Source organism: Acidovorax sp. GW821-FHT10E03 (genome assembly GCF_059415205.1).
The window spans coordinates 356,111-379,430 of sequence record NZ_JBWKMU010000001.1; the positions used below are offsets into that span (position 1 = coordinate 356,111).

Consider the following 23,320-nt stretch of genomic DNA (forward strand, 5'->3'; position numbering starts at 1 on the left):
CCTGCACTGTGCCGTCCGATTGGGGAGAAATTAGGGAGCCGCTGCTCCCTTGGAGTGCTATAAATTCAATAGCTATCAGCGCTTGTCCCTAAAGCGAAAAAGCGGTTTTTGCCGGAAACCGTGGGCGCCGGATGCAAGCGCACTGCGCGGCGCCGGGCGGGCTTCGTGGGCTTACTTCGCCGCCCCGGTGGCCTCGTGCCGGCAGCTGAAGGACCGGTCGCCACGCACGATGTCGTCGCTGCCGCACTGCCATTTGTGGATGTCCGTCTGCTGCTTGCGGGTGCGCAGCACGGGGGTGTAGACCAGGTGCTTGCCAGCCAGCGCCCGGTCGCCTGAGCTGTCGGCAATGGTCAGCCGCACCACGCCATTGGCCGGATCGATGGCCATGGCCTGGAAGCCGGTGGGAAGCTGCCCGGGCCGGCCCAGGCCGATGGCGGCGGCGCTGGCGGGAAAGGCGCCGGTGCTCCGGTAGTGGTTCTCCACCAGCCCCAGCACCGTGCGCGCGGCGCCGTCCAGCTGGCGCACGGCTTCGCGGCGCGGATTGGCGGGCTCCTCTCCCTGGTGCCACAGCGCCACGGCCACCATGGCCGCAAAGCTCAAGGCGGCCACCCCGCCCAGCATCACCAGCGCCTTGAGGAACCAGCCGGGCCCGCGGACCAGGGCCACTGCCTGCTGGATGGCGGTATCGCTGGCGTGGCGGGAGACCACGAACGTGCCCGTGATCGAACTGTGCAGGCCCCGCTCGCCAAACAGGGCGGTCAGCAGGCGGTGCAGCAGGAACGGCACGGCCAGCGTGAGCGCCAGGGTGAGCGAATACTTCAGAAAGTGCCGCAGCACGGACCGCGCGATGCCGGGGCGTTCACCCGTGCGGGTCGCCACCCGCATGCCGAGCAGCCGCTTGCCCGCCGAGCCCTGGCCCAGCGCATCCATCAGCGCGGGGAGGAACAGGCCGAGGATGCCCAGCGCCAGCGCGGCCGGGTACGTGGCGCCCGGGGCGCTGTCGAAGGCCGGGCGCGCGAACACCCAGGCCAGCGCCAGCGCGACCGGAAAGGCCGCCATGCATGCGCCGTCGATCAGCGTGGCACCCAGGCGCGCCATGGTGCCCGGAAACACCTCCACCAGCCGCGCCGGCGCGGGTGTCTGGGCGGGCTGCCCCCGGCCTGCCGGGGCCCTCGGGGCGGGCATGTCCGCCACCAGCGGCGCCTGGCAACTGAAACACTGCGTGTAGGAAGCATGGTTCTGCCAGTTGCAGCGGGGGCATTGCATGGAGGGTGCGCCTGGGGTGGGCAAGAGGCCGCGCCAGGCGGCCTCCTCGCGGGGTGGGGGCTCAGTGCCGTGCGGGCGGCGCGGTGTGCGCCATCAGGCGGTCCGTCAGCGCGATGGCCAGCGCGCTCAGCAGGAACACCACGTGGATGATGGTCTGCCACATCAGCACCTTGAGGTCGTAGTTGGCGGCGTTGATGAAGGTCTTGAGCAGGTGGATCGAACTGATGCCGATGATGGCGGTGGCCAGCTTGACCTTGAGCACCGAGGCGTTCACGTGGCTCAGCCATTCGGGCTGGTCGGGGTGGTCTTCCAGGTGCAGGCGCGAGACGAAGGTCTCGTACCCGCCCACGATCACCATGATCAGCAGGTTGGAGATCATCACCACATCGATCAGCGCCAGCACCACCAGCATGATGATGGTCTCGTTGAGCGCGGTGACCTCGAAATCGCTCTTGTAGCCGATGCTGGAGACCAGCTGCTTGAGCGCGGCGGTGTTGCCGAAGGCTGCCTCGATCAGGTGCACCAGCTCCACCCAGAAGTGGAACACGTACACCGCCTGCGCCAGGATCAGGCCCAGGTACAGGGGCAGCTGCAGCCAGCGGCTGGCAAAGATCAGCGACGGCAAGGGGCGCATGGGCGACGGGGTGGCGGGATTTGGGGGGAGGGACATGGAATGTAGGGTGGGACTTGGGTCGCGCGATTTTAGGGGTGCCGCGTGACAGCCCCTCGCGCACAGGTGCCTTCTTCCCTGCCCGGCACTGGCGATTCTGTAAGCTTCGTGCCAGTCAGTGGCTTGTAAGTGCCGCGTCCGACAGTACCGCCCAATTCCAATTCCATCAGACCCAGGAGACAACACCATGAGTGCGCCCACATCCGCGATCGAGTCCGTATTGGTTGAGAACCGCGTGTTCCCGCCCGCCGATGCGGTCGTCAAGGCTGCCCGCATTTCGGGCATGGCGGGCTACGATGCGCTGTGTGCCGAAGCCGACAAGGACTTCGAAGGCTTCTGGGCCCGCCTGGCCCGCGAGAACGTGCAGTGGACCAAGCCTTTCACGCGCACGCTGGATGAATCCAACGCACCCTTCTTCCAGTGGTTCGCCGATGGGGAACTCAACGCCTCGGCCAACTGCCTGGACCGCCATATCGGCACGCCCACCGAGAACAAGACCGCCATCGTCTTCGAGGCCGACGACGGCACCGTCACCAGGATCACCTACAAGGAGCTGCTGGCCCGCGTGAGCCAGTTCGCCAACGCGCTCAAGGCCCACGGCGTGAACAAGGGCGACCGCGTGCTGATCTACATGCCCATGACCATCGAGGGCGTGATCGCCATGCAGGCCTGCGCGCGCATCGGCGCCACGCACAGCGTGGTGTTTGGCGGCTTCAGCGCCAAGGCGGTGCATGAGCGCATCATCGACGCGGGGGCCGTGGCCGTCATCACGGCCAACTACCAGATGCGCGGCGGCAAGGAGCTGCCGCTCAAGGCCATCATCGACGAGGCCCTGGCGACGGGCGGCTGCGACACGCTGCGCAACGTGTTTGTCTATGAACGCACATCCACGGCCTGCAACATGGTGGCGGGGCGCGACAAGACCTTCGCCGAGGCGCTTGCGGGCCAGAGCACCGACTGCCCGCCGGTGGCCGTGGGGGCCGAGCACCCGCTGTTCATCCTGTACACCAGCGGTTCCACCGGCAAGCCCAAGGGCGTGCAGCACAGCACTGGCGGTTACCTGCTGTGGGCCAAGCTCACCATGGACTGGACCTTCGACCTGCGCCCGGACGACGTGTTCTGGTGCACGGCCGACATCGGCTGGATCACCGGCCACACCTACGTGGCCTATGGACCGCTGGCGGCTGGCGCCACGCAGATCATCTTCGAGGGCATTCCCACCTTCCCCAACGCCGGGCGCTTCTGGCAGATGATCGAAAAGCACCGGTGCACGATCTTCTACACCGCGCCCACCGCCATCCGCTCGCTCATCAAGGCGGCCGAGGCCGACGCCGCCGTGCACCCCGCGCGGTCGGACCTGTCGAGCCTGCGCATCCTGGGCAGCGTGGGCGAGCCCATCAACCCCGAGGCCTGGATGTGGTACCACAAGAACGTGGGCGGCGAGCGCTGCCCCATCGTGGACACCTTCTGGCAGACCGAGACCGGCGGCCACGTGATCACCCCGCTGCCCGGCGCCACGCCGCTGGTGCCCGGCAGCTGCACGCTGCCGCTGCCCGGCATCACCGCAGCCATCGTGGACGAGACCGGTAACGATGTGGCCAACGGCGCCGGCGGCATCCTGGTCATCAAGCGCCCGTGGCCCAGCATGATCCGCACCATCTGGAACGATCCCGAGCGCTTCAAGAAGAGCTACTTCCCCGAAGAGCTCAAGGGCTACTACCTGGCTGGCGATGGCGCCGTGCGCAGCGCCGACCGGGGCTACTTCCGCATCACGGGCCGCATCGACGACGTGCTCAACGTGTCGGGCCACCGCATGGGCACGATGGAGATCGAATCGGCACTGGTCTCCAAGACCGACCTGGTGGCGGAGGCCGCCGTGGTGGGCCGCCCCGACGATGTGACCGGCGAGGCGATCTGCGCCTTCGTGGTGCTCAAGCGCTCGCGCCCCACCGGCGAGGAAGCCAAGCAGATCGCCAACGAGCTGCGCAACTGGGTTGCCAAGGAGATTGGCCCCATCGCCAAGCCCAAGGACATCCGCTTTGGCGACAACCTGCCCAAGACCCGCAGCGGCAAGATCATGCGCCGCCTTCTGCGCAGCATCGCCAAGGGGGAAGCCATCACGCAGGACACGAGCACGTTGGAAAACCCCGCAATCCTGGATCAGTTGGCCCAGACCAACTGATCCAGGAGGTGCCGTGCATGCGGCGCCAGCGTGCAGCGCCTGCGGGTTTGGGGCCACTCATGTCGCCACAGGCGATGTGACGTGGCCACAGAATCCGGCAATCCTGGACCAGCTGGCCAAGGCCAACTGACCAGAGGGCGGTGCACCGCCGCGGGGCGCGGGCGCGCTGCGCCTGCAAATCAGCGTGGTGGGGGGCCTTGCGTGGGGGCGTGGCTGGCGTTCACCGTTCACGGGAACCTCGCCATCGGCAACGGGGTGCCGTCCAGCCCGAAGGCGTGCGCGGCCCCTTGTAGGACACCGACTGAAACCGCTCCCCCGCGGCGCGGGATGGCCCCTGCATGGGTTACAACGGCGGCATCGTGTCCCAGGCTGCATGCCTGGGCGCTGCATACCGGAGGTTTCCCATGCATCTGCGTTCCATAGTACTTTTGTTGACGGTGCTGGCCATCGCGATACTCGCGGCGCTCAACTGGCCCACCCTGGCCGCTCCCGCCCTGGTCTCCCTGGGGATCGTGGTCTTCGAGGCACCGCTGGGCCTCATCATGCTGGCCCTGACGGCCCTGCTGGGGATATTCTTCCTGGCCTACGTCCTGTCCCTCCAGGGGTCCGTGCTCATGGAGACGCGGCGCCACGGCAAGGAGATGCAAGTCCAGCGTGAACTGGCCGACAAGGCAGAAGCCTCGCGGTTCACGGAATTGCGCACCTTCCTGGATGCCCAGCACCATCAGGCGCACGCCGCCTTGCTGACCCGGCTGGACCAGTTGGAGGCGCGCCTGGCGGCGCGGGTCGCCGAATCCGACAATTCCACCGCGGCCTACGTGGGGCAGCTGGAACACCAGCTGCGCACCCGGGGCCTGGAGCCCGCGCCCGTGGTGCCGCCACTCGTCTGATCCCCGCTTGCGCGAGGCGCGGGCGGCAGGGCCCGGAAACGTTTGCGGCCGTGACAGGGATCTGGCACGGCCGCAAGGGGCGGGGAAGGGCGATGCAGCCCCCCGCCGTAAGTCCATCAAAGGCGCATCACTTTTGCGTCAGCACCCAAGCCGCCAGCTTCTTGGCCTCTGCATCGTTGACCTGCGCGTTGGCCGGCATCGGGACCGGACCCCATACGCCCGCGCCACCCTTGATGATCTTGGCGGCCAGCTTGTCCACGGCATCCTTCTGGCCCGCATACTTGGCGGCCACGTCCTTGTACGAAGGACCCACCAGCTTCTTGTCCACGGCGTGGCAGGCCATGCAGTTCTTCGAGGTCGCCAGGGCCAGATCGGCCATGGCGGGTGCCGCAACCGACAGCGTCATGGCAAGGGTGATCAGGGTACGCTTCATGGTGGGATTTCCTGTGGGTTGGGTTACAGTTCTTTTAATGGAATTGTAGTGAGTTGGGTTGACAGGCATTTGTCTGTCGTCAACCCGGCGTTTTCTGGAGATCGCGATGTACCTGCTGGGTCTTTCACTGGTGCTTCTGGCACTGAAGTATTTCGAGATCGGACCCGTGGCCAACTGGTCCTGGTGGTGGGTGCTGGCACCCTTTGCCGCCACGGCCCTATGGTGGGCCTGGGCGGATTCCACAGGGTATACGAAACGTAAAGCCATGGAAAAGATGGACCAGCGCAAGCAGGACCGGATCAACAAGAACAAGGAAGCCCTGGGCATGCGCCCGCGCAAGCCACGCTAGACAGTCCATTGCGTTTGTTCCTCGCACCGCCAGCGCGGATGTACAAGGCTGCGCCACAAGAAGAACCGATCACCGTTGTACATGACAAAACAGGAACAGCTCTGCCGCATGAGGGTAGAAGCCGATTTGCGACCCGAGTGCCTGATGAGCGACTATGGCATGCTGAGGATCATCCACGTTGAGGTGGTCCAATGAATGTGGCCTTTGGTGTCAGCGTGCTGGCACGTTCTATCCAGCAGGGCGGCGTGGATGGCATTGGCACCTACACTCGGGAGCTGATGGCGGCCATGCCGCAGGCGGCACGGTTGCAGCCCTATGTATTCGACGCGCCGACCAGTGTGTGGCGGGGAGCAACACCCGCGATGCCGTTTGGCTCCTTTGCTTGGCAGGCATTGGCCGCGACGCTGGTAGGGGTGGACTTTGGCCACGCACGCCGCGCACTGGGGAAGGGGACCGATCTCGTGCATGCCACCGACCACCTGGTGCCGCGCCTGCGCGGAATCCCGGTGGTGGCGACGATCTTCGATGCCATACCGCTGTCGAACCCGGAGTGGGTCAGATACCGTTTCAAGAGCCTGAAAAATGAGCTGTGGCGGCGCACGGCCTTCTGGGCGCAGCATGTCATCACGATTTCGGAGTACTCACGCCAGCAGATCGCCATCCATTTCCGCCTGCCCGAGGAGCGGATCACCGCGATTCCGCTGGGAGTCGGGGCCCAGTGGTTCGTACCTCTGGACGCGGCCCTGCATGAGGCCGTGCGATCGCGGCATGCGCTGCCCGACCACTATTTCGTGAGCGTGGGCACCCTGCAGCCGCGCAAGAATATCGACCGCCTGCTGTCGGCGCACGCGAGCCTTCCAGAGCATCTGCAGCGCGAGTACCCCTTGCTCATCGTCGGCAAGCCGGGCTGGGGGTGCGATGACGTCGTTGCACGCTTCACGGGGGGTGGATTGAAGCATGTGCGGTGGCTTCGGCATCTGCCGGATGCGGAGCTTCAGGTCGTGATCAAGCGGGCCACCGCCCTGGTGTTTCCGTCGCTGCACGAAGGTTTCGGCTTGCCGGTGCTGGAGGCATTCGCTGCCGGCGTGCCGGTGGTGGCGTCCAACACGACATCGATCCCCGAGGTCGCGGGTGACGCGGCCTTGCTGATCGACCCTCTTCGCACCGATGAGATCGCGGATGCGATGCGCCGCATCGCGGAGCAGCCTGAGCTTGCGGCCCGGCTGGTGGCACGGGGGCGTGACCGGGTGCAGGCGTTCAGCTGGCAGGCGTGCGCCGAAAAAACCTTGCGTGTCTACGAGTCGATGGCTTGAAATATTTCTGCGATGACCACAGCGACCCACAGCCCCTCCGTCTCGGCGCGACAGCGCCAGGTCCAGCTGCTGTGGCGCGATATCCGCGGCGCCATGCTCGCATGGAGGTTCTGGTGCTTCATGGGATGGAACGATGTCGCCAAGCAGTACCGGCGCACCTTCCTGGGCCCCGTGTGGATTGCGTTGCACACGGCCTTGTTCATCATCGCTTTTGGCCTGATCGGTGCGCAGCTGTTCAAGTACCCGCCGGACTGGTACTTGCCTTATTTTTGCGCGGGGCATGTGCTGTTCGGGTATTTCAGCGCCTTGATCAATGAGGGCTGCCTGACCTACATCGGCGCGGACGCCTTCTTGAAGCAGACGCCCTATCCCAAGATGGCGTTTGTTTTTCGCACCGTGTTCCGGTGCTCCCTTCTGATGTTGCACAGCGCGGTCATCGTGCTGGCGGTGCTGCTCTGGTCGGGGCGGCTGGGGGACGTGCAGTGGTGGGCCTTGCTCGGCGCGGCTGCCTTGACGCTGGCCGCCGCCTGCTTCGTGGTCGCCATACTGGGGGGCCTGGCCACCCGTTTCCGTGATGTCACGGTGGCCACGGGCAGCCTCATGCAGGTCAGTTTCTTTGTGACGCCCGTGCTGTGGGTGCCGGACCAGTTGACCGAACGGGCCCAGTGGGTGGTGCACCTGAATCCCCTGGCCCTGTTCCTGGACCTGGTGCGCAGTCCCTTGATGGGGACCGTGCCCAGCATGCGGACCTGGGGGGCGGCCGGCGGCATGGTCGTGCTGCTGGCGCTGGTTTTTTTCTGGCAGTACGTGGTGATCCGGCGCCGGATCGTGTACTGGCTGTGATGCGGGCGCTTTCGGGGTCGGAGACGGCCTACATCCAGCTGAAAGGCGTGTCGATAGATTTCCCCGTCTTCACGACGCGTTCCCGTGGCCTGCTCAATACCGTGCTGGGGTTTCCCCAGCGCGACAAGGCCCGCGTCGAATCCAGCGGATTGGGCCGGGTCAGCGTGCATGCGTTGCGCGACGTGAACCTGGCGTTGCGCACGGGGGACCGCGTCGGCTTGATCGGCTCCAACGGCGCCGGCAAGACCACGCTGCTGCGCGTGCTGTCCGGCGTGTATGAGCCCATGCAGGGCGATCTGTCTTTCCGCGGCCGGGTGGCCGCCCTCACGGACATCATGCTGGGCATGGACGTGGATGCCACGGGCTACGACAACATCATCATGCGCGGCATCGTGATGGGCCTCACGCGCAGGCAGGCGATGGAACTTGTCCCTTCGGTGGAGGCGTTCACCCAGCTCGGTGAGCACCTGCAGCTGCCGGTAAGGACCTATTCCCAGGGCATGCTGCTGCGCCTGGCGTTCGCGGTGTCCACGAGTGTGGTGCCCGATATCCTGTTGATGGACGAGATGATTGGCGCCGGCGACGCCAAGTTCTTCAGCCAGGCCAAGGAGCGCATCAACGGGCTGATCGAGCAGGTCTCCATCCTGGTGCTGGCATCCCACAACGAGGTCATCCTGCGGAGCTTCTGCAACCGCGCACTCGTACTCAGCGAGGGGCGCGTGGTGATGGATGGCAGCGTCGATGACGCCCTGGCTTTCCACAACCTGCAGCAAGGAGTGCTCCGGTGAGACTGAAATGCACGGGCCCGGCCGAGGTGCTGAAAACCATCGCGGCGCTGGGGCGTACCGAGGACGTGAGCTGGTCGCCCAATGGGCGCCGCATCGCGCTGGCCGGCATCGCGGTGGACAAGCTGCTGATTCTCGGCGTGGATTGCCGCCTGGAGGATGGGCATAAATGCATCCATGTTTCCGATGCCATGCAGGTGGTTTCCTCCAGCCTGAAGCGCCCGCACGGGGTGTGCTGGGTCAGCGACGGGACCGTGGCGGTTGCCAGCCGCGAGGGCAACGTGTCGTTCTTTGATATTCCCGCGGCGCAGCGGCCCGTGTCCGCCTGCAGGCTGCAGCCGCTGGCGACGGTTGGCAAGGGCGATACCGAACTGCTGAAGTCGCCCGGCAGCCTGTGCGCCCGGCCTCTGGGCTCCGGCCTGCTTGAACTCTGGGTGTGCAATGGCTTCGCGCACTACGTGACCCACCACCTGCTGGATGCCCGTTCCGGCTTGACCCATGTGGACGCCCAGGTCCTGATGCGCGAAGGCCTGGAAGTGCCCGATGGCGTGGCACTGGATCCTGCGGGCGATTGGGTCGCCATCAGCAACCATGACCGGCATGTAGTGGCCCTGTATCGCAACGATGCGCGGCTGGAGGCCGCCGCCAGGCCATCGGCCGAACTGCACGGGCTCAGCTATCCCCATGGCGTGTGCTTCGCGGCGGGGGGCAGCGTTTTGCTGGTCGCGGATGCGGGGACTCCGCACATCGCGTTGTTCCGCCGAGCGCCGCAGGGCTGGCCGGATGGTGCGTCCGAGCCCCATGCGCTGGTGCGGGTGCTCGACGATGCCACCTTCCGCAAGGGGCAGCACAACCCCAGGGAGGGCGGGCCCAAGGGGGTGGATGTGCATGAGCCCTGGGGTTTGCTGGTCACCACCTGTGCGGAACAGCCCCTGGCCTTTTTTGATCTTGAGGCCATCTTGCCGCCTGACCTGCGCCAGCAGGACACGCTGGCGCCCGCACAGGCCGCGGGCGAGGGGCTGCGGACCGCGATGCTTCGATTGGCGCGCGGTGTCTCCGCGCGAGAGGCGTTGCTGATGGGCGCGGTGCGCAATGAAGCGGCCCTCATGCGCGCCAGCTGGTCGTGGCGTGTGACGGCCCCGCTCAGAAGCCTGGCGGGAGGATGGCTTCGCTGGATCTCCCGGTTTCGCAAGCACTGAGGCCCCTGCGAACGGGCCGGCACGCACGGTGATGGGCTGGCCAGCGCCTTTCGGGAAACATCCGGGGCGCGTGCCCTGGGCCTCCCTGTGGTGATGCCCGCCAAGGCAAAACGCCCATGCGGGGCAGCATGGGCGCTTGTTTGTCCGGCGCGGCCCCGGGGGCGCGGCGGCCTGCCGCCAGAAAGGGCCATCAATGGCCGCTCATCCGTTCATCAATAGGCGTCCAGCACCGCACCCTTGCTCGCGCTCGATGCATTGAAGGCGAACTTGGCCTGCACGCCGCGGGTGTAGCGGGGGGCAGGGGCCGTCCAGGCGGCGCGGCGCTTGACGATTTCTTCCTCGGGCACGTTCAGCTCCAGCAGCAGCTGGCGCGCGTCGATGGTGATGCTGTCGCCTTCGTTGACGAAGGCGATGGTGCCGCCGGCCGCCGCCTCGGGCGCCACGTGGCCCACCACCATGCCCCAGGTGCCGCCGGAGAAGCGGCCGTCGGTGATCAGTCCCACGCTTTCGCCCAGGCCGGCGCCGATGAGCGCACCGGTGGGGGCCAGCATCTCGGGCATGCCGGGGCCGCCCTTGGGGCCCAGGTAGCGCAGCACCATCACGTCGCCGGCCTTGATCTTGCCGGCCAGGATGGCTTCGAGGGCCGATTGTTCGTCGTCGAACACGCGGGCGGGGCCGGTGATGACGGGGTTCTTCAGGCCCGTGATCTTGGCCACGGCACCCTCGGGGCTCAGGTTGCCCTTGAGGATGGCCAGGTGGCCCTGCGCGTACATCGGGTTGTCGATGCCGCGGATCACGTCCTGGTCGGCGCGGGGCACGTCGGGCACGTCCTGGAGCACTTCGGCAATCGTCTTGCCGCTGATGGTGATGCAGTCGCCATGCAGCAGGCCGGCGTTGAGCAGCACCTTCATCACCTGCGGGATGCCGCCCGCGCGGTGCAGGTCCACGGCCAGGTACTTGCCGCTGGGCTTGAGGTCGCACAGCACGGGGGTCTTCTGGCGCACGCGCTCGAAGTCGTCGATGGTCCATTCCACGCCGGCGGCGTGTGCGATGGCCAGGAAGTGCAGCACCGCGTTGGTGGAGCCGCCGGTGGCCATGATCACGGCCACGGCGTTCTCGATGGCCTTCTTGGTCACGATGTCGCGGGGCTTCAGGTCCATCTTGATGGCCTCGATCAGCACCTTGGCCGATTCCTTGGCCGAGTTCATCTTCTCGTCGTGCGGGTTGGCCATGGTGGACGAGTACGGCAGGCTGATGCCCAGGGCTTCAAACGCGCTGGACATGGTGTTGGCGGTGTACATCCCGCCGCACGAGCCGGTGCCGGGGATGGCGCGCTTCTCGATTTCCTTCAGGTCGAAGTCGCTCATCTTGCCCGCGGCGTTCTCGCCCACGGCCTCGAACACGCTCACGATGTTCAGGTCCTTGCCCTGGTAGTGGCCGGGCAGGATGGTGCCGCCGTAGACGTAGATGGCGGGCACGTTGGCGCGCAGCATGCCCATCAGGCCGCCGGGCATGTTCTTGTCGCAGCCGCCCACCACCAGCACGCCGTCCATCCACTGGCCGCCCACGCAGGTCTCGATGCAGTCGCTGATGACCTCGCGGCTCACCAGGCTGTACTTCATGCCTTCGGTGCCCATCGCCATGCCGTCGCTGATGGTGGGCGTGCCGAACACCTGGGCGTTGCCGCCCGCTTCCTCGATGCCGGCGATGGCCGCGTCGGCCAGCTTCTGCAGGCCGCTGTTGCAGGGCGTGATGGTGCTGTGGCCGTTGGCCACGCCGACCATGGGCTTGACGAAGTCGCCTTCCTCGTAGCCCATGGCGTAGTACATGGAGCGGTTGGGCGCGCGCGACTTGCCTTGCGTGATGTTGGCGCTGCGGCGGTTGATGGGCTGGATCGGGATGGTCTTGCTGTCTGCCATGGCGGTTTTCCTGGTGGGGAGTCGTTGTAGTGGGAAGACGCGCAGAGGGGCGCACGGGTCTTCGGCTGTCGGGGTGCAAGTATGCGAGGTTTGGAGTGGCGTTTCCAATCCCTTTCGCCTGCTTCAGTAATATATAAAACATATCACCGGATCACCACCGCTATGAAAGAAGCATTCATCGACGTGCGCGCCTGGCGCCAGTTCGTGGCCGTGGCCGAGGAGCTGCACTTCGGCCGCGCCGCGCTGCGCCTGCACATGACGCAGCCGCCCCTGACCCAGGCGATCGCGCAGATGGAGCGCTCGCTGGGCGTGGTGCTGTTCGACCGCACGCGCCGGCGCGTGGCGCTGACCCCGGCGGGCGAGGCCCTGCTGCCCGACGTGCGCGACTTTCTGGAGCGTGCGCAGGCCTTGCCGGCCCGCGCCCGCGTGGCGGCGGCCGGTGAGGTGGGGCGCGTGCGCCTGGGATTCGTCTCCACCATCGGGTTCGAGCGCCTGCCTGAATGGGTGCGGGACTTTCGCGTGTTGTGCCCCCAGGTGGCGCTGGAGCTGGTGGAGGCCACGGGCGATGTGCAGCGCGAACTGTTTGCGCGCGGTGAACTGGACGCCGGGCTCATGCTGCATTCGCCGGGCTTCGCGCCGCCCGGGTTGGCGCGGCTGGTGGTGGCGCAGGAGCCGCTGGTGCTCGCCTTGCCCGAGCGCCACGCGCTGGCCGGTGCGTCGCGCCTGGACCTGGCGCGGGTGCTGGCCGAACCTTTGGTGATCTTTCCGCGCCGCATCGTGCCTTCGCTGCACGACGCGATCTTTGCGCTGTACCACGCAGCGGGCCGCGTGCCCGTGGTGGCGCAGGAGGCCATCCAGATGCAGACCATCGTCAACCTGGTATGGGGCGGCCTGGGCGTGGCGTGGGTGCCCGAGAGCGTGACCCAGTTCCGCCGCGAGGGCGTGGTCTACCGCGCTGCGGATGCGTTCGGGGCCGCGCCGGCCAGGGCCCCGGCCAGGGCCGCCAAGGCGGCCGCCGCGCCGCCACTGCCCGTGTGCGAAACCAGCCTGGTCTGGCCCGCCGCGCTCAACAACCCCGCGCTGGCGCGCTTCACTAATTTTGTGCGCGAGCGCTCGGCGGTGGGCTGAGTCAGCCCGCCGCGGCCGGCGCGGTGCGCCCGCGCGCGAACAGCAGCCCCACCGCGATGGCCAGCAGCGGCACCATCACCGCGTTGATCGCCGTCCAGCCCACGCCGGTGAGCAGCGCGCCCGAGGCAAAGGACATGGCCGCCGCCACGGTGCCGTTGGCCAGTTGCATCAGCGCCTGCGCCTGGCCGCGCTCCTCGGGTGCATGGCTTTCGGCGAGCAGCGCTGTGCCCGAGATCACCATCAGGTTCCAGCCCGTGCCCAGCAGGAAGGAGCTGGCCAGGAATTCGGTGAACGCCATGCCCGAGAGCGCCACCGCCGCGCTGGCCGCCAGACAGGCCGCCCCCACGGCCGCCACCGGGCGGCTGCCGAAGCGGTCCACGAGCTGGCCCGCGAACAGCGCCGGGAAGAACATGCCGATCACGTGCCACTGGATCACCTGCGCGGCCGAGGCCGCCGAGAAGCCGCACACCTCCATGGCCAGCGGCGTGGCGTTCATCACCAGGATCATCAGGCCGTGGCCGATGGCCGCCATCACCACGGCGGCGCGCAGCCCGGGCCGGGCGAGCAGGGTGCGCATGGCCGCGATGCCGCCCGCCGCAGGCTGGGGCGCGGCCCCCTCGCGCAGCCGTGCCATCACCGCCCACCCGAGTGCGGACAACACCGCAATGGCCAGGTAGGCGCCCGCCAGCGGCGTGGCCAGCAGGTTGCGCGACCACAGCGCCAGCGGTGGCGCGAACACGGCGGCGCACAGGCCGCCTGCCACCACGCAGGCCGCCGCGCGCCCTTTTTGCTGCGGGTCCACCGCCTCCAGCGCCGCATAGGTGTAGTAGCCCGACGATGCCTGGTACGCGCCGATGGCCAGCGTGCCCGCGCAGAACACGGCAAAGCTGCCCCATTGCACGCCCGCCATGCTCACCAGCCCGCCCGCCACGCCAAGGAGCGCACCGGCCTGCAGCCCCGCGCGCCGCCCCCGGCGCTGCATGAACAGCGACAGCGGCTGCACCGACAGCAGGTTGCCCAGAACCAGCAGCGCCAGCGGCAGCGTGGCGAGGGTGGGCCAGGGCGCCAGCCTTGCCCCCACGATGGAGGTGAGCGTGATGCCGATGATGGAGCAGCCCCAGTAAAGGGCCTGGCCCGCGAACAGCAGGCGAACGGACGCATTGCGCAAGAGCAGCATGGATGGCTTTCGGTGGTGCGCCCCGGTGGGCGCGTAGGAAGGAAAGGGGCCGGGCCGCGGGGCGGTCAGTCCAGCGGCACACCCGCGCCAAAGCGCTGCGCATAGGCCTGCGGGCTCACGGCGCGGTGCTTGTGAAAACTGCGGCGCAGGTTCTCCGGGTGCTCGAACCCGCACAGCCGGGCCACGGTGGAGATCGATGCCTGGGCCTGCGCCAGCAGCGTGGACGCAGCTTCCACGCGCACGCGTTCCACGTAGCGGGCGGGCGTCATGCCCAGCTCGCGCTGGAACACGCGCGAGAGCGTGCGGGTGGGCATGCAGGCACGTTCGGCCAGGGCATCAAGCGACAGGTCGCCGCCCAGCTGCGTGGGAATCCATTCGAGCAGCGCGGCCAGCCGTGGGGCGTGCAGGGTCTCGGGCGCCAGCAGGGGGCTGAACTGGGCCTGCCCGCCCGGGCGGCGCATGAACATCACGAGCCGCCGCGCCACGGCCAGGGCCAGGGGACGGCCCAGGTCCGCTTCCACCAGCGCCAGGGCCAGGTCAATGCCGGCGGTGACGCCCGCCGAAGTGAAGACATGGCTGTCGTGTGGGCTGGCGGCGTCGTACGTGTGCAGGCAGTCGTGCTCCACCAGCACCTTCGGGTGGCTCTGGCGCAGGCGGTCCAGGCGTGACCAGTGGGTGGTGGCGCGCCGTCCGTCCAGCAGCCCCGCCTGTGCCAGCAGCAGCGCGCCGGAGCACACCGACCCCAGCCGCCGCACCCGCGGCTCGGCGTGGCGCAGCCACTCGCACAGGCCGGCATTGGACAGCTGCGCAATCACCCCATCGCCGCCCGCCACCAGCACGGTGTCGAAGCCAGCCGCATCCAGGGTTCCCCAGGCGCCATCGGCCACCAGCGCGAACCCGGCCGATGTGGGCACGGGCCCTGGCGCTTCGGCCAGCAGGTGCAGCGTGTAGGCCGGCGGCAGGCCATGGCCCGTGCGCTCTGCGTTCGCAGAGCCAAACACCTGCATGGGGCCGACCACGTCCAGGCTCATGACGCCGGGGTAGAGGAGGCAGGCGACAGCGCGGGATGGAGGGTGCATGGCGCCAGTGTGAAGGCTCCGTGGGTTGGCTGCAACGACAACATCCCCACAGATCTGGCCACTGGCTGGAGGGCGGCCTGGGGGACAGGGTGCTTCCGGCGGGTCGCCGGCGTTCGCACCGGGGCCGGGGCAGTCGCCAGGCGATTCAGCGCGGGGACGGCGGTGCGCCGATGCCGGGCAGGACGGCGCTCAGATCGACGGCCTCGGCCATCGCGCGGTTGCCTTCATCGCCCGGATGCAGCCGGTCGCCTGAATCGAAGCGCGCCGCGATGCGGGCAGGGTGGGCCGGGTCGCGCAGCGCCGCATCGAAGTCGATCACCGCATCGAATGCGCCGCCGTGGCGGATCCAGTCGTTCACCTGCTGGCGCAGTGCGTCCTTGTCGGGATGGTGGTAGTTGCTGAGCGGCGTGCCAGGCAAGGCACCCTCGAACGGTGTGAGCGTCGCGCCGATCACCCTCAGCCCGTGGCCGCGTGCCTGCGCGATCAGCTGGCGGTAGCCAGCCGCCAGCGCCTGCAGCGTCGGCCGGGGACTTGCCGGGGCGAACGCGGTGCCCGGCCAGGAGATATCGTTGATGCCCAGCATCACGATGACGCTTTGCACGCCAGGCTGGGCCAACACGTCGCGCTCCAGCCGCGCCAGCGCATTGGCGCCCATGCCGTCGGACAGCAGGCGGGCGCCGGAAATGCCGGCATTGACGAGCGCCACCCCGTGCGGCGCCAGGCGGGTGGCCAGGAAATCCGGCCAGCGGCGGTCCTTGTCCAGGCTGGCGGTGGCCCCGTCGGTGATGGAGTCCCCGATCACGACGACCGCGCGCGCGGCCGGTGCGGCTTCCACCTGAATGCCCGCCAGCAGCGGGCGCGCCGTGGTGCTCTGCACCGCTGCGCCTCCGGCGACCAGCTCCGGGGTGGTGGCCTGGTCGCCGGGGGCGATCCAGGTGGTCTGCCGTCCGTCCCAATGGAAGGTGCTCACCGGCGTTTCATCGGGGAGGTACAGGCTCACCGCAAGCTGCGCCAGCGCGGGCACGGCCAGCCCCACGGGGTCGCTGACCAGCGACGCGCCGGGCAGGATCGTCGCCGCCTCCTGGCCGCCAAAAGTGACGGTGTGCAGGCTGTCTGCCAACACGGCCCCGCCGGGAGCTGGCCGCGCGACCGTCGCCTTGCCCAGCGCCACCGGCTGCCGGCCGTAGGCATTGGACAGCACAATGCGCACGCGGGGCCCGCCCAGGCTGACGCGCGCCACCTGCCGCACCGTCTGGCCATGCAGCACCGGCGGAAGGTGGGTGGGGAACAGGAAGTCCGGTCCCCAGGCAGGCTGGGGGCTGGCGCCCCAGGTTGCCACCCAGGTGGACGCACGGACAGGCGCTGGAGCGTGGGGCGCGGCCGCGCCAGCCGAAAGTGCAATGGCCAGCAGCGCCGACGCCGAGAGGGCAGGGAGGGTTTTCATATTGTTGAATTCATTGGCTTTGTAAGATTCAATGATGAATTCAAAGACATGAATAAACTAGACTTCTCCCCGGAAGAACATTTGTGATTTGAATTCACCGAGGAAGCCGCGATGGCCCGTCTGGATGTCAATCGCTCCGGCGAACTGGAGGTATTTGTCCGTGTCATCGAGCTGGGCGGGTTTTCCGCGGCAGCCCGTGCCTGCGGCATGACGCCTTCTGCCGTGAGCAAGCTGGTCGCGCGCATGGAGCAACGCCTGGGCACGCGGCTGGTGAACCGCTCCACGCGGCAGCTCCAGCTCACCCCCGAGGGCTGTGCCTTGTACGAGCGTGGCGTGCGCATCCTGGCCGATCTGGACGAGGCCGAGCGCTGCGCCAATGCGCACGCCGCGCCGCGCGGGCGGCTGCGGGTGAACGCGAACGTGCCGTTCGGGCACCATTTCCTGCTGCCGCTTGTTCCGCAGTTCCTTGAGCGCTGTCCCGATGTCACCCTGGACATCGTGCTGACCGATGAAGTCATCGACATCCTGGAGCAGCGCACCGACGTGGCCGTGCGCGCGGGCCCGCTCAAGAGCTCGAACCTGATGGCGCGCAAGCTCGGTCAGACGCGCATGGTCATCGTTGGCGCGCCCGGCTACCTGGAGCGCAAGGGCATGCCGGCGGCGGCGGATGATCTGCTGCTGCACAACCGGCTGGGCACCAGCTACGTGCGCGCCCAGGCCGGCTGGCCGCTGCGGCACAACGGTGTGGACGTGGTGGTTCCGGTGGCGGGCAATGCCCAGGCCAGCGACGGTGAAGCCCTGCGCCACCTGGCGCTGGCCGGCCTGGGGCTGGCGCGCCTGGCCGCCTTCCAGGTCCGCGACGACCTGGCGGCAGGCCGGTTGCGGCCCGTGCTGGAGGAATCCAATCCGGGCGACCTGGAGGAAGTGCATGCCGTGTTCGTCGGCCAGGGAGGCTACCTGCCGCTGCGCGTGCGCGCCTTCCTGGATTTCCTTGCCGAACGGGTCGACATCGGCGCGCAGTCAGTTCGTTCATGAGGCGCGCCGCATGCTGCGGCCGGGCACGGCCTGCCGGGATGGCAATCCTTTGAGTTGTTCTAGGCCGAAAAGGCCTTGAACAGGTTCCTACGCCGATGCCTGTGACTGCAGGTAGTTCTGCAGGCCGATCCTGTCGATCAGGCCGATCTGCTTTTCGAGCCAGTAGGCGTGGTCTTCCTCGGTGTCGCGCAACTGGGCCAGCAGCAGGTCGCGGCTCACGTAGTCGCCCACGCTTTCGCACAGGGCCATGCCGTTTTGCAGGGCGGCGCGCACTTCGTACTCGGTGGCCAAGTCCTTGCGCAGCATCTCGGGCACGGTCTCGCCGGGGGTGAATTCCTTGGGGCGCATGTCGGGGCGGCCGCCCAGGAAGAGGATGCGGCGCAGCAGCGCGTCGGCATGCTGGGTTTCTTCCTGCATCTCGTGGTCGAGACGGGTATAGAGCTTGACGAAGCCCTGGTCCTCGTAGATCCGCGAGTGCGCGAAATACTGGTCGCGCGCGGCCAGCTCGCCGCGCAGCAGATCCTTGAAATACTCGACGACTTGTGGGTTTCCCTGCATGTTCTTATCCTTGAATTTCTGGTGGGGAGTATCGCGCGGACCGTGGCCTTTGTGGGCAATGCCCCCGGCTTGCCGCTCTGCATGCGTACCGGGATCAGAAGCGTTCTCATTGGGGCGCAAATGGGGCGCGCGGCCCGCGCCGCGGCTGCCCCCACGCCCCGCGGGGCTGCCGGCTGCCCTCCGCCACGGCGCGCGGGCACAATACCGCCCAAATGCTGATCTACCCCCACATCGATCCCGTCGCCCTGCAAGTGGGCCCGCTGGCCATCCACTGGTATGGCCTGACCTACCTGGCGGCCTTCGGGCTGTTCATGCTGCTGGGCATCGCCCGGCTGCGGCACCCGCCATTCGCGTCCATCACGGGGCCCGGCGCGTGGACGCGCAAGGATGTGGAGGACATCCTGTTCCTCGGCGTGGCAGGCGTGGTGGTCGGTGGGCGCCTGGGCTACTGCCTGTTCTACAAGCCCGGCTACTACCTGAGCCATCCGCTGGAGATCTTCGCGGTGTGGCAGGGGGGCATGGCCTTTCACGGCGGGCTGCTGGGCGTGATCGCGGCGATGCTGTGGTTTGCCCATTCGCGCAAGCGTCCGTGGCTGCAGGTGGCCGACTTCGTGGCGCCCTGCGTGCCCACGGGGCTGGCGGCGGGGCGGGTCGGCAACTTCATCAACGGCGAGCTGTGGGGCCGCTTTTCCAGCCCCGACCTGCCGTGGGGCATGGTCTTCGCGCACAGCGGCTCCATGCAGCCACGCCACCCGTCGCAGATCTATCAGTTCCTGTTGGAAGGGCTGCTGCTGTTCATCCTGCTGTGGCTCTATGCGCGCAAGGAGCGCCGCCAGGGCCAGGTGGCGGCGGCGTTCCTTGTGGGCTACGGCGCGTTCCGCTTCATCGCCGAGTATTTCCGGGAGCCCGACGCCTTCCTGGGCGTCCTGTCGCTGGGCATGAGCATGGGCCAATGGCTCTGCGTGCCCATGATCGTCGCCGGCGTCGCGCTGTGGCTGTGGGCGCAGCGGCAGCCGGCCCCCGTGCCCGGTTTCAAGTAAAAAATACTTCTGACGCTTGATGATCAAGCGCTGGCAGCTATTGAAAATATAGCAAACAGCGGGCTGTGGCCGGCTGCACATCCCGCAGCCTGTATCGCGGGGTGGCGGGCTTGCGCACGCGGCTTCTTCCGCAGCCTTCCTCAGGGCGCTCCTTCCCGGCGGGGCCCTGGCTGGCGCCGAACCCGAACCCGTGCCATGCGCGCGGCGCGTCCTGCAGGGCCTGGGGCACCGGTTTTCCGGTGAGTCCGGCGGCCGTGCAGGCCTTGCCACTGGGGGCGGGCAGCCCCGCCAACGTCATCCCGATGTGCGCGAAGCGCCTGGCTTCTCCGTGACCTCTTCCAGCGTGTCCCGATGGCCCGCTGAGTGCGCGCGGATGTGGTGTGGGAGCCACCGGCCCGCATTTTTTTGCGAAATTCAACGAATTGGACGTTTCAGGTCTTGTAATTTTTCATAATTATGAGAAATTACGTAGAAATCAGAGAAAGCCAGGTATTTGTGAGCTTTTGGCGGCGTGTTGGCGGCCAAAGGCGTCAGAGAATCTGACTGTGCAGCCTCTGCCACTGGAGTTCACCCGCACCATGCGCCCGATTCCCAACTCATTGCACGACGAAGCCGCCTCGCGGTTGCGCGAGCAGATCTTCGCCGGGGCCTTGCCGCCGGGGAGTTTTCTGGACGAGGCGGCGCTGTGCGAGCGGCTGGCCATTTCGCGCACGCCGCTGCGCGAGGCGCTCAAGGTGCTGGTGGCCGAGGGACTGCTGCGCCACGAGCCGCGCCGGGGGTGCTTCGTGGCAGAGATCTCCGAACGCGACCTGGACGACCTGTTCCCGGTGATCGCCTTGCTGGAGGGGCGGGCCGCGCACGAGGCCACCCGCAAGGCGGGCGCCGCCGACGTCGCGGCGCTGGAGGTGCTGCACGAGCGCCTGCAGCAATGCGCCTCGGACGGACTCCTTACCGATTACTACGAAGCCAACTACGCGATCCATGAGGCCTTCATCACGCTGGCGGACAACCGCTGGCTGGCGCAGGTGATCGGCGACCTGCGCAAGATCCTGCGGCTGGCGCGGCTGCAGACGCTGCATGCGCCGGGCCGCCTGCAGCAAAGCCTGGCCGAGCACCTGGCCGTGTTCGCCGCGCTCAAGGCGCGCGACTGCGACGCTGCCGAGGAGGCCATGCGCACCCACCTGTTGCGCCAGCGCGATGCGCTGCGCGACGTTGCCCGCAACCAGCAATCGAGGCTGACACCATGATGAACAGTACCCCCGAATGGATCGCCCGCAGCGTGTCCCGCCTGCGCACCGCCGCGCCTGCCACGGACAAGGCGGCCGACAAGTCCGGCGAGAAGCCCGCGAGGGCCGCCATCGACAAGTCGGTGACGGATGTGGTGGCCAAGGTGGCCGTGCCGCGCTCCACGCACGAACGTCTGCAGGCGACGCTGCGCCGCGGGCAGGAGGCGCTGTCGCCGCGCGCGCTGCGCCGCCTGCTGGCGGACCTGCAGGAGGTGGTGGCCCCGCAGGTGAGTGAGCTCGAGGGCGGGCGCCGCGCCCACGCGGTGGCCGAGTGGTATGCCAGGGCCGAGCCCGAGGAGCGGCGCGACATGTGGCTCCTGATGTGCGAGCAGTTCGCGCCCGACGCCACGCGCTTCAAGTCGGCCCGCCAGCGCTACGAGGCCGCGGCGGGCACGGCCGAAGAGGGGCAGGCCGAGATCAGCCTGCGCCGCGCGCTGGTGTCGCCGCGCACCCGGCTGCTGCAGCGCTTTTCCGTGTTTCCCGAGGGCATGCGCTTCCTGGTGGACATGCGGGCCGAGCTGCTGCCGCTGCTCAAGGCCGACAAGCGCCTGCTGGCGCTGGATGCGGAGCTGGAACACCTGTTCTCCACCTGGTTCGACGTGGCTTTCCTGGAGCTGCGCCGCCTGTCGTGGGATTCGCCGGCCTCGCTGATCGAAAAGCTCATCAAGTACGAGGCCGTGCATGACATCCGCAGCTGGGCGGACCTCAAGAACCGGCTCGACAGCGACCGGCGCTGCTACGGCTTCTTTCACCCGCGCCTGCCCAACGAGCCGCTGATCTTCGTGGAGGTGGCGCTGGTGGACAAGATTTCTGCCAGCATCACGCCCTTGCTGGACGAGGCGGCCGCGCCGGTGGACATCTCCCGGGCCACCACGGCGATCTTCTATTCGATCAGCAACACACAGACGGGCCTGCGCGGCGTGAGCTTTGGCGATTCGCTCATCAAGCACGTGGTGGAGACGCTCACCGCGGAGTTCCCGCGGCTGCGCACCTTTGCCACGCTGTCGCCCATTCCGGGCTTCCGCTCGTGGCTGGGCAAGCACGCGGGCGCAATGCTCGAGCGCCTGGATGACAAGCGCCGCGCCGAGCTGGGCCGCGCGGTGGGCTTCGAGCCCCCGCAGCCCACGCACCTGCTGGCCGCCATCGACAAGGCCCTGGAGCTTGACGCCAAATCGCCCGTGCGCCAGATGCTGCTGGAATGCGCCGCCCGCTACCTGGGGCGCGAACTGCACGAAGGCAAGCCGGTCGACCCGGTGGCACGCTTTCACCTGGGCAACGGCGCGCGGGTTGAACGGCTGAACTGGGCGGGCGATCCTTCCGGCAAGGGGCTCAAGCAGTCGTACGGGCTGATGGTGAACTATCTGTATGACCTCAAGCGCATCGACAAGCACCGCAGCCTGCTTGCGCAGGGCAAGGTGCCGGTGTCGGGGGACATCGACAGCCTGTGCCGTGGTGATTGATCCGTGCCGCCCGCGCGGCGGGCGGCACTGTTTTGGCCCTGGGCCGGTGGGCCGGGGGCCGAAAGGCGGCTGACCTGCCCGCCTGGCAGGCGTGGCGCCCGGGGCGCGGCGTCTTTCTGGTAGAAGTGCAGGCAGCAACCGGTGGCCGATGGCCGATCGCACGCCACGGACCGGTTTCCATTTTTACAACGACGACAGGAGACAAGGAAATGACAGACAACATGCGAATCGACGACCGAGCGGTGCAGCGCCGCAGCCTGCTGGCCGCAGCGGCGGCAGCGGGCCTGGGCCTGGGCAGCGGCGGCAGCTGGGCGCAGGCCTCCGCCTGGCCCTCCAAGCCCGTGAACCTGGTCGTCCCCTTTCCGGCCGGAGGCGGCACCGATGCGTTCGCGCGGCCGCTGGCCGCGCAGTTTTCCCGCGCCACCGGCAAGACGCTGGTGATCGACAACCGGGGCGGGGCGGGGGGCACCGTGGGGGCCAGTTTTGCCGCCAAGGCCGCGCCCGACGGGTACACGCTGTTCATGGGCGCGGTGCACCACGCCATCGCCCCGTCGATGTACCCCAAGCTCGACTACGACATCGAGAAGGATTTCATTCCGCTGTACCTGCTGGCCAACGTGCCGCAGGTGGTGGTGGTCAACCCGAAGAACGTGCCGGTGGGCAACTTCCAGCAGTTCATGGACCATGTCAAGCGCAACCCCGCCAAGCTCAACTACGGCTCGGCGGGCGCGGGCACATCGCACCATCTGGCGGGCGAGCTGTTCAAGCAGCAGACCAACACCTTCATCACGCACATCCCCTACCGTGGCGCGGGCCCTGCGCTGCAGGACCTGATCGGCGGGCAGGTGGACATGATGTTCGATGGCCTGGGTTCGTCGGCCGCGCATATCAAGGCGGGGCGCATCAAGGCGCTGATGGTGTCCGGCTCCAAGCGCAACGCGGCCTTCCCGGACGTGCCCTGCGCTTCCGAAGTGGGCCTGCCCGACTACACCGTGACCACCTGGTATGGCCTGTGGGCGCCCAAGGGAACGCCGGCCGATGTCCAGGCGCGCATCGTCGAGGAGATCCGCAAGCTCGGTGCGGCCGACGAGCTCAAGACCATCTGGGCCAGCAATGGCGCCGAATACGGCGGCCTCACGCAGCAGCAGTTCGCCGGCATGGTCAGCAGCGAGGTCAAGCGCTGGGCGGCGGTGGTGAAGGCTTCTGGCGCGAAACTTGATTGACCCCCTGAGGCGCTTCGCGCCATCCCCCTGAGGGGGACGCC

21 protein-coding genes are annotated in these 23,320 nt (G+C 67.9%); 13 read left to right on the top strand and 8 right to left on the bottom strand.

Features of this window, described 5'->3' with window-relative positions:
* Positions 1-171 precede the first annotated feature (171 nt).
* Positions 172-1,266 carry an RDD family protein gene (locus AC07OD_RS01670; protein WP_218294119.1) on the bottom strand — a complete coding sequence of 365 codons (1,095 nt, stop codon included), beginning with the start codon at positions 1,264-1,266 and terminating at the stop codon, positions 172-174.
* Between the two features lie 61 nt (positions 1,267-1,327).
* Positions 1,328-1,936, bottom strand: a complete 609-nt coding sequence (locus tag AC07OD_RS01675; protein WP_255591377.1) for a TIGR00645 family protein — start codon at positions 1,934-1,936, stop codon at positions 1,328-1,330.
* Positions 1,937-2,123: 187 nt separating this feature from the next.
* Here AC07OD_RS01675 and acs point away from each other — a divergent pair, with 187 nt between their 5' ends.
* Positions 2,124-4,118 (top strand): acetate--CoA ligase, encoded by a 1,995-nt coding sequence (gene acs, locus AC07OD_RS01680; RefSeq protein ID WP_218294120.1) that lies wholly within the window; start codon positions 2,124-2,126, stop codon positions 4,116-4,118.
* Between the two features lie 404 nt (positions 4,119-4,522).
* Entirely contained in the window at positions 4,523-5,008 is a 486-nt protein-coding gene (locus AC07OD_RS01685) for a LapA family protein (protein ID WP_218294121.1), read from the top strand.
* 127 nt (positions 5,009-5,135) lie between these two features.
* On the opposite strand, the gene AC07OD_RS01690 is transcribed toward AC07OD_RS01685, so the two are convergent.
* A complete protein-coding gene (locus AC07OD_RS01690) occupies positions 5,136-5,441 on the bottom strand; it encodes a c-type cytochrome (protein ID WP_218294122.1) in 306 nt (101 codons plus the stop codon).
* A 106-nt stretch (positions 5,442-5,547) separates the two neighbouring features.
* On the opposite strand from AC07OD_RS01690, the gene AC07OD_RS01695 reads away from it, so the two are divergent.
* The 5 genes from AC07OD_RS01695 to AC07OD_RS01715 all read left to right on the top strand — a co-directional run bounded on the left by AC07OD_RS01695 (position 5,548) and on the right by AC07OD_RS01715 (position 9,930).
* Positions 5,548-5,790 (top strand): TIGR04438 family Trp-rich protein, encoded by a 243-nt coding sequence (locus AC07OD_RS01695; protein ID WP_218294123.1) that lies wholly within the window; start codon positions 5,548-5,550, stop codon positions 5,788-5,790.
* A gap of 191 nt (positions 5,791-5,981) precedes the next feature.
* Positions 5,982-7,103 carry a glycosyltransferase family 4 protein gene (locus AC07OD_RS01700; protein ID WP_494594785.1) on the top strand — a complete coding sequence of 374 codons (1,122 nt, stop codon included), beginning with the start codon at positions 5,982-5,984 and terminating at the stop codon, positions 7,101-7,103.
* A 12-nt stretch (positions 7,104-7,115) separates the two neighbouring features.
* Positions 7,116-7,946: an ABC transporter permease gene (locus tag AC07OD_RS01705; protein WP_218294125.1), complete on the top strand. Its 831-nt coding sequence runs from the start codon at positions 7,116-7,118 to the stop codon at positions 7,944-7,946.
* Complete coding sequence (locus AC07OD_RS01710; protein WP_218294126.1) at positions 7,946-8,734, top strand: ABC transporter ATP-binding protein; 789 nt, start codon at positions 7,946-7,948, stop codon at positions 8,732-8,734. The genes AC07OD_RS01705 and AC07OD_RS01710 overlap by 1 nt, the downstream gene beginning before the upstream one ends.
* Positions 8,731-9,930, top strand: coding sequence for a hypothetical protein (locus tag AC07OD_RS01715; protein WP_494594788.1), 1,200 nt, complete (start codon positions 8,731-8,733; stop codon positions 9,928-9,930). Before AC07OD_RS01710 ends, AC07OD_RS01715 begins: the two co-directional genes overlap by 4 nt.
* Before the next feature lie 212 nt (positions 9,931-10,142).
* Here the strand turns inward: AC07OD_RS01715 and ilvD are convergent, their stop codons facing one another.
* Positions 10,143-11,849: a dihydroxy-acid dehydratase gene (ilvD, locus tag AC07OD_RS01720; RefSeq protein ID WP_218294128.1), complete on the bottom strand. Its 1,707-nt coding sequence runs from the start codon at positions 11,847-11,849 to the stop codon at positions 10,143-10,145.
* Between the two features lie 162 nt (positions 11,850-12,011).
* Between ilvD and AC07OD_RS01725 the strand changes: the two genes are divergently transcribed.
* The gene (locus tag AC07OD_RS01725) at positions 12,012-12,977 is read left to right on the top strand and encodes a LysR family transcriptional regulator (protein ID WP_494594790.1); all 966 of its coding nucleotides are present in this window, start codon (positions 12,012-12,014) and stop codon (positions 12,975-12,977) included.
* Position 12,978: 1 nt separating this feature from the next.
* On the opposite strand, the gene AC07OD_RS01730 is transcribed toward AC07OD_RS01725, so the two are convergent.
* From AC07OD_RS01730 to AC07OD_RS01740, 3 genes are all read right to left on the bottom strand, one after another.
* The gene (locus tag AC07OD_RS01730) at positions 12,979-14,154 is read right to left on the bottom strand and encodes an MFS transporter (protein WP_494594792.1); all 1,176 of its coding nucleotides are present in this window, start codon (positions 14,152-14,154) and stop codon (positions 12,979-12,981) included.
* A gap of 65 nt (positions 14,155-14,219) precedes the next feature.
* Positions 14,220-15,233 (bottom strand): GlxA family transcriptional regulator, encoded by a 1,014-nt coding sequence (locus AC07OD_RS01735; protein ID WP_218294131.1) that lies wholly within the window; start codon positions 15,231-15,233, stop codon positions 14,220-14,222.
* 145 nt (positions 15,234-15,378) lie between these two features.
* Positions 15,379-16,677 (bottom strand): SGNH/GDSL hydrolase family protein, encoded by a 1,299-nt coding sequence (locus AC07OD_RS01740; protein WP_494594794.1) that lies wholly within the window; start codon positions 16,675-16,677, stop codon positions 15,379-15,381.
* Between the two features lie 111 nt (positions 16,678-16,788).
* On the opposite strand from AC07OD_RS01740, the gene AC07OD_RS01745 reads away from it, so the two are divergent.
* Positions 16,789-17,712: a LysR family transcriptional regulator gene (locus AC07OD_RS01745; RefSeq protein ID WP_494594796.1), complete on the top strand. Its 924-nt coding sequence runs from the start codon at positions 16,789-16,791 to the stop codon at positions 17,710-17,712.
* Positions 17,713-17,799: 87 nt separating this feature from the next.
* Here the strand turns inward: AC07OD_RS01745 and bfr are convergent, their stop codons facing one another.
* Positions 17,800-18,270 carry a bacterioferritin gene (gene bfr, locus AC07OD_RS01750; RefSeq protein ID WP_218294134.1) on the bottom strand — a complete coding sequence of 157 codons (471 nt, stop codon included), beginning with the start codon at positions 18,268-18,270 and terminating at the stop codon, positions 17,800-17,802.
* Between the two features lie 212 nt (positions 18,271-18,482).
* Here bfr and lgt point away from each other — a divergent pair, with 212 nt between their 5' ends.
* The 4 genes from lgt to AC07OD_RS01770 all read left to right on the top strand — a co-directional run bounded on the left by lgt (position 18,483) and on the right by AC07OD_RS01770 (position 23,279).
* The gene (gene lgt, locus AC07OD_RS01755) at positions 18,483-19,310 is read left to right on the top strand and encodes a prolipoprotein diacylglyceryl transferase (protein WP_218294135.1); all 828 of its coding nucleotides are present in this window, start codon (positions 18,483-18,485) and stop codon (positions 19,308-19,310) included.
* 578 nt (positions 19,311-19,888) lie between these two features.
* Entirely contained in the window at positions 19,889-20,557 is a 669-nt protein-coding gene (locus AC07OD_RS01760; RefSeq protein WP_218294136.1) for a GntR family transcriptional regulator, read from the top strand.
* On the top strand, positions 20,557-22,056 hold the full coding sequence (locus tag AC07OD_RS01765; protein WP_494595123.1) for a malonyl-CoA decarboxylase: 1,500 nt from the start codon (positions 20,557-20,559) through the stop codon (positions 22,054-22,056). Before AC07OD_RS01760 ends, AC07OD_RS01765 begins: the two co-directional genes overlap by 1 nt.
* A gap of 209 nt (positions 22,057-22,265) precedes the next feature.
* On the top strand, positions 22,266-23,279 hold the full coding sequence (locus AC07OD_RS01770; protein WP_218294137.1) for a Bug family tripartite tricarboxylate transporter substrate binding protein: 1,014 nt from the start codon (positions 22,266-22,268) through the stop codon (positions 23,277-23,279).
* Positions 23,280-23,320 lie beyond the last annotated feature (41 nt).

What these genes read in the sequence shown, in the direction of transcription:
- AC07OD_RS01740 (WP_494594794.1), bottom strand. Translation starts at nt 16,677, where the DNA reads ATGAAAACCCTCCCTGCCCTCTCGGCGTCGGCGCTGCTGGCCATTGCA.
- AC07OD_RS01670 (WP_218294119.1), bottom strand. Translation starts at nt 1,266, where the DNA reads ATGCAATGCCCCCGCTGCAACTGGCAGAACCATGCTTCCTACACGCAG.
- AC07OD_RS01705 (WP_218294125.1), top strand. Translation starts at nt 7,116, where the DNA reads ATGACCACAGCGACCCACAGCCCCTCCGTCTCGGCGCGACAGCGCCAG.
- AC07OD_RS01730 (WP_494594792.1), bottom strand. Translation starts at nt 14,154, where the DNA reads ATGCTGCTCTTGCGCAATGCGTCCGTTCGCCTGCTGTTCGCGGGCCAG.
- acs (WP_218294120.1), top strand. Translation starts at nt 2,124, where the DNA reads ATGAGTGCGCCCACATCCGCGATCGAGTCCGTATTGGTTGAGAACCGC.
- AC07OD_RS01760 (WP_218294136.1), top strand. Translation starts at nt 19,889, where the DNA reads ATGCGCCCGATTCCCAACTCATTGCACGACGAAGCCGCCTCGCGGTTG.
- AC07OD_RS01690 (WP_218294122.1), bottom strand. Translation starts at nt 5,441, where the DNA reads ATGAAGCGTACCCTGATCACCCTTGCCATGACGCTGTCGGTTGCGGCA.
- AC07OD_RS01710 (WP_218294126.1), top strand. Translation starts at nt 7,946, where the DNA reads ATGCGGGCGCTTTCGGGGTCGGAGACGGCCTACATCCAGCTGAAAGGC.
- AC07OD_RS01770 (WP_218294137.1), top strand. Translation starts at nt 22,266, where the DNA reads ATGACAGACAACATGCGAATCGACGACCGAGCGGTGCAGCGCCGCAGC.
- AC07OD_RS01675 (WP_255591377.1), bottom strand. Translation starts at nt 1,936, where the DNA reads ATGTCCCTCCCCCCAAATCCCGCCACCCCGTCGCCCATGCGCCCCTTG.
- lgt (WP_218294135.1), top strand. Translation starts at nt 18,483, where the DNA reads ATGCTGATCTACCCCCACATCGATCCCGTCGCCCTGCAAGTGGGCCCG.
- AC07OD_RS01735 (WP_218294131.1), bottom strand. Translation starts at nt 15,233, where the DNA reads ATGCACCCTCCATCCCGCGCTGTCGCCTGCCTCCTCTACCCCGGCGTC.
- bfr (WP_218294134.1), bottom strand. Translation starts at nt 18,270, where the DNA reads ATGCAGGGAAACCCACAAGTCGTCGAGTATTTCAAGGATCTGCTGCGC.
- AC07OD_RS01725 (WP_494594790.1), top strand. Translation starts at nt 12,012, where the DNA reads ATGAAAGAAGCATTCATCGACGTGCGCGCCTGGCGCCAGTTCGTGGCC.
- AC07OD_RS01700 (WP_494594785.1), top strand. Translation starts at nt 5,982, where the DNA reads ATGAATGTGGCCTTTGGTGTCAGCGTGCTGGCACGTTCTATCCAGCAG.
- AC07OD_RS01695 (WP_218294123.1), top strand. Translation starts at nt 5,548, where the DNA reads ATGTACCTGCTGGGTCTTTCACTGGTGCTTCTGGCACTGAAGTATTTC.
- AC07OD_RS01685 (WP_218294121.1), top strand. Translation starts at nt 4,523, where the DNA reads ATGCATCTGCGTTCCATAGTACTTTTGTTGACGGTGCTGGCCATCGCG.
- AC07OD_RS01765 (WP_494595123.1), top strand. Translation starts at nt 20,557, where the DNA reads ATGAACAGTACCCCCGAATGGATCGCCCGCAGCGTGTCCCGCCTGCGC.
- ilvD (WP_218294128.1), bottom strand. Translation starts at nt 11,849, where the DNA reads ATGGCAGACAGCAAGACCATCCCGATCCAGCCCATCAACCGCCGCAGC.
- AC07OD_RS01745 (WP_494594796.1), top strand. Translation starts at nt 16,789, where the DNA reads ATGGCCCGTCTGGATGTCAATCGCTCCGGCGAACTGGAGGTATTTGTC.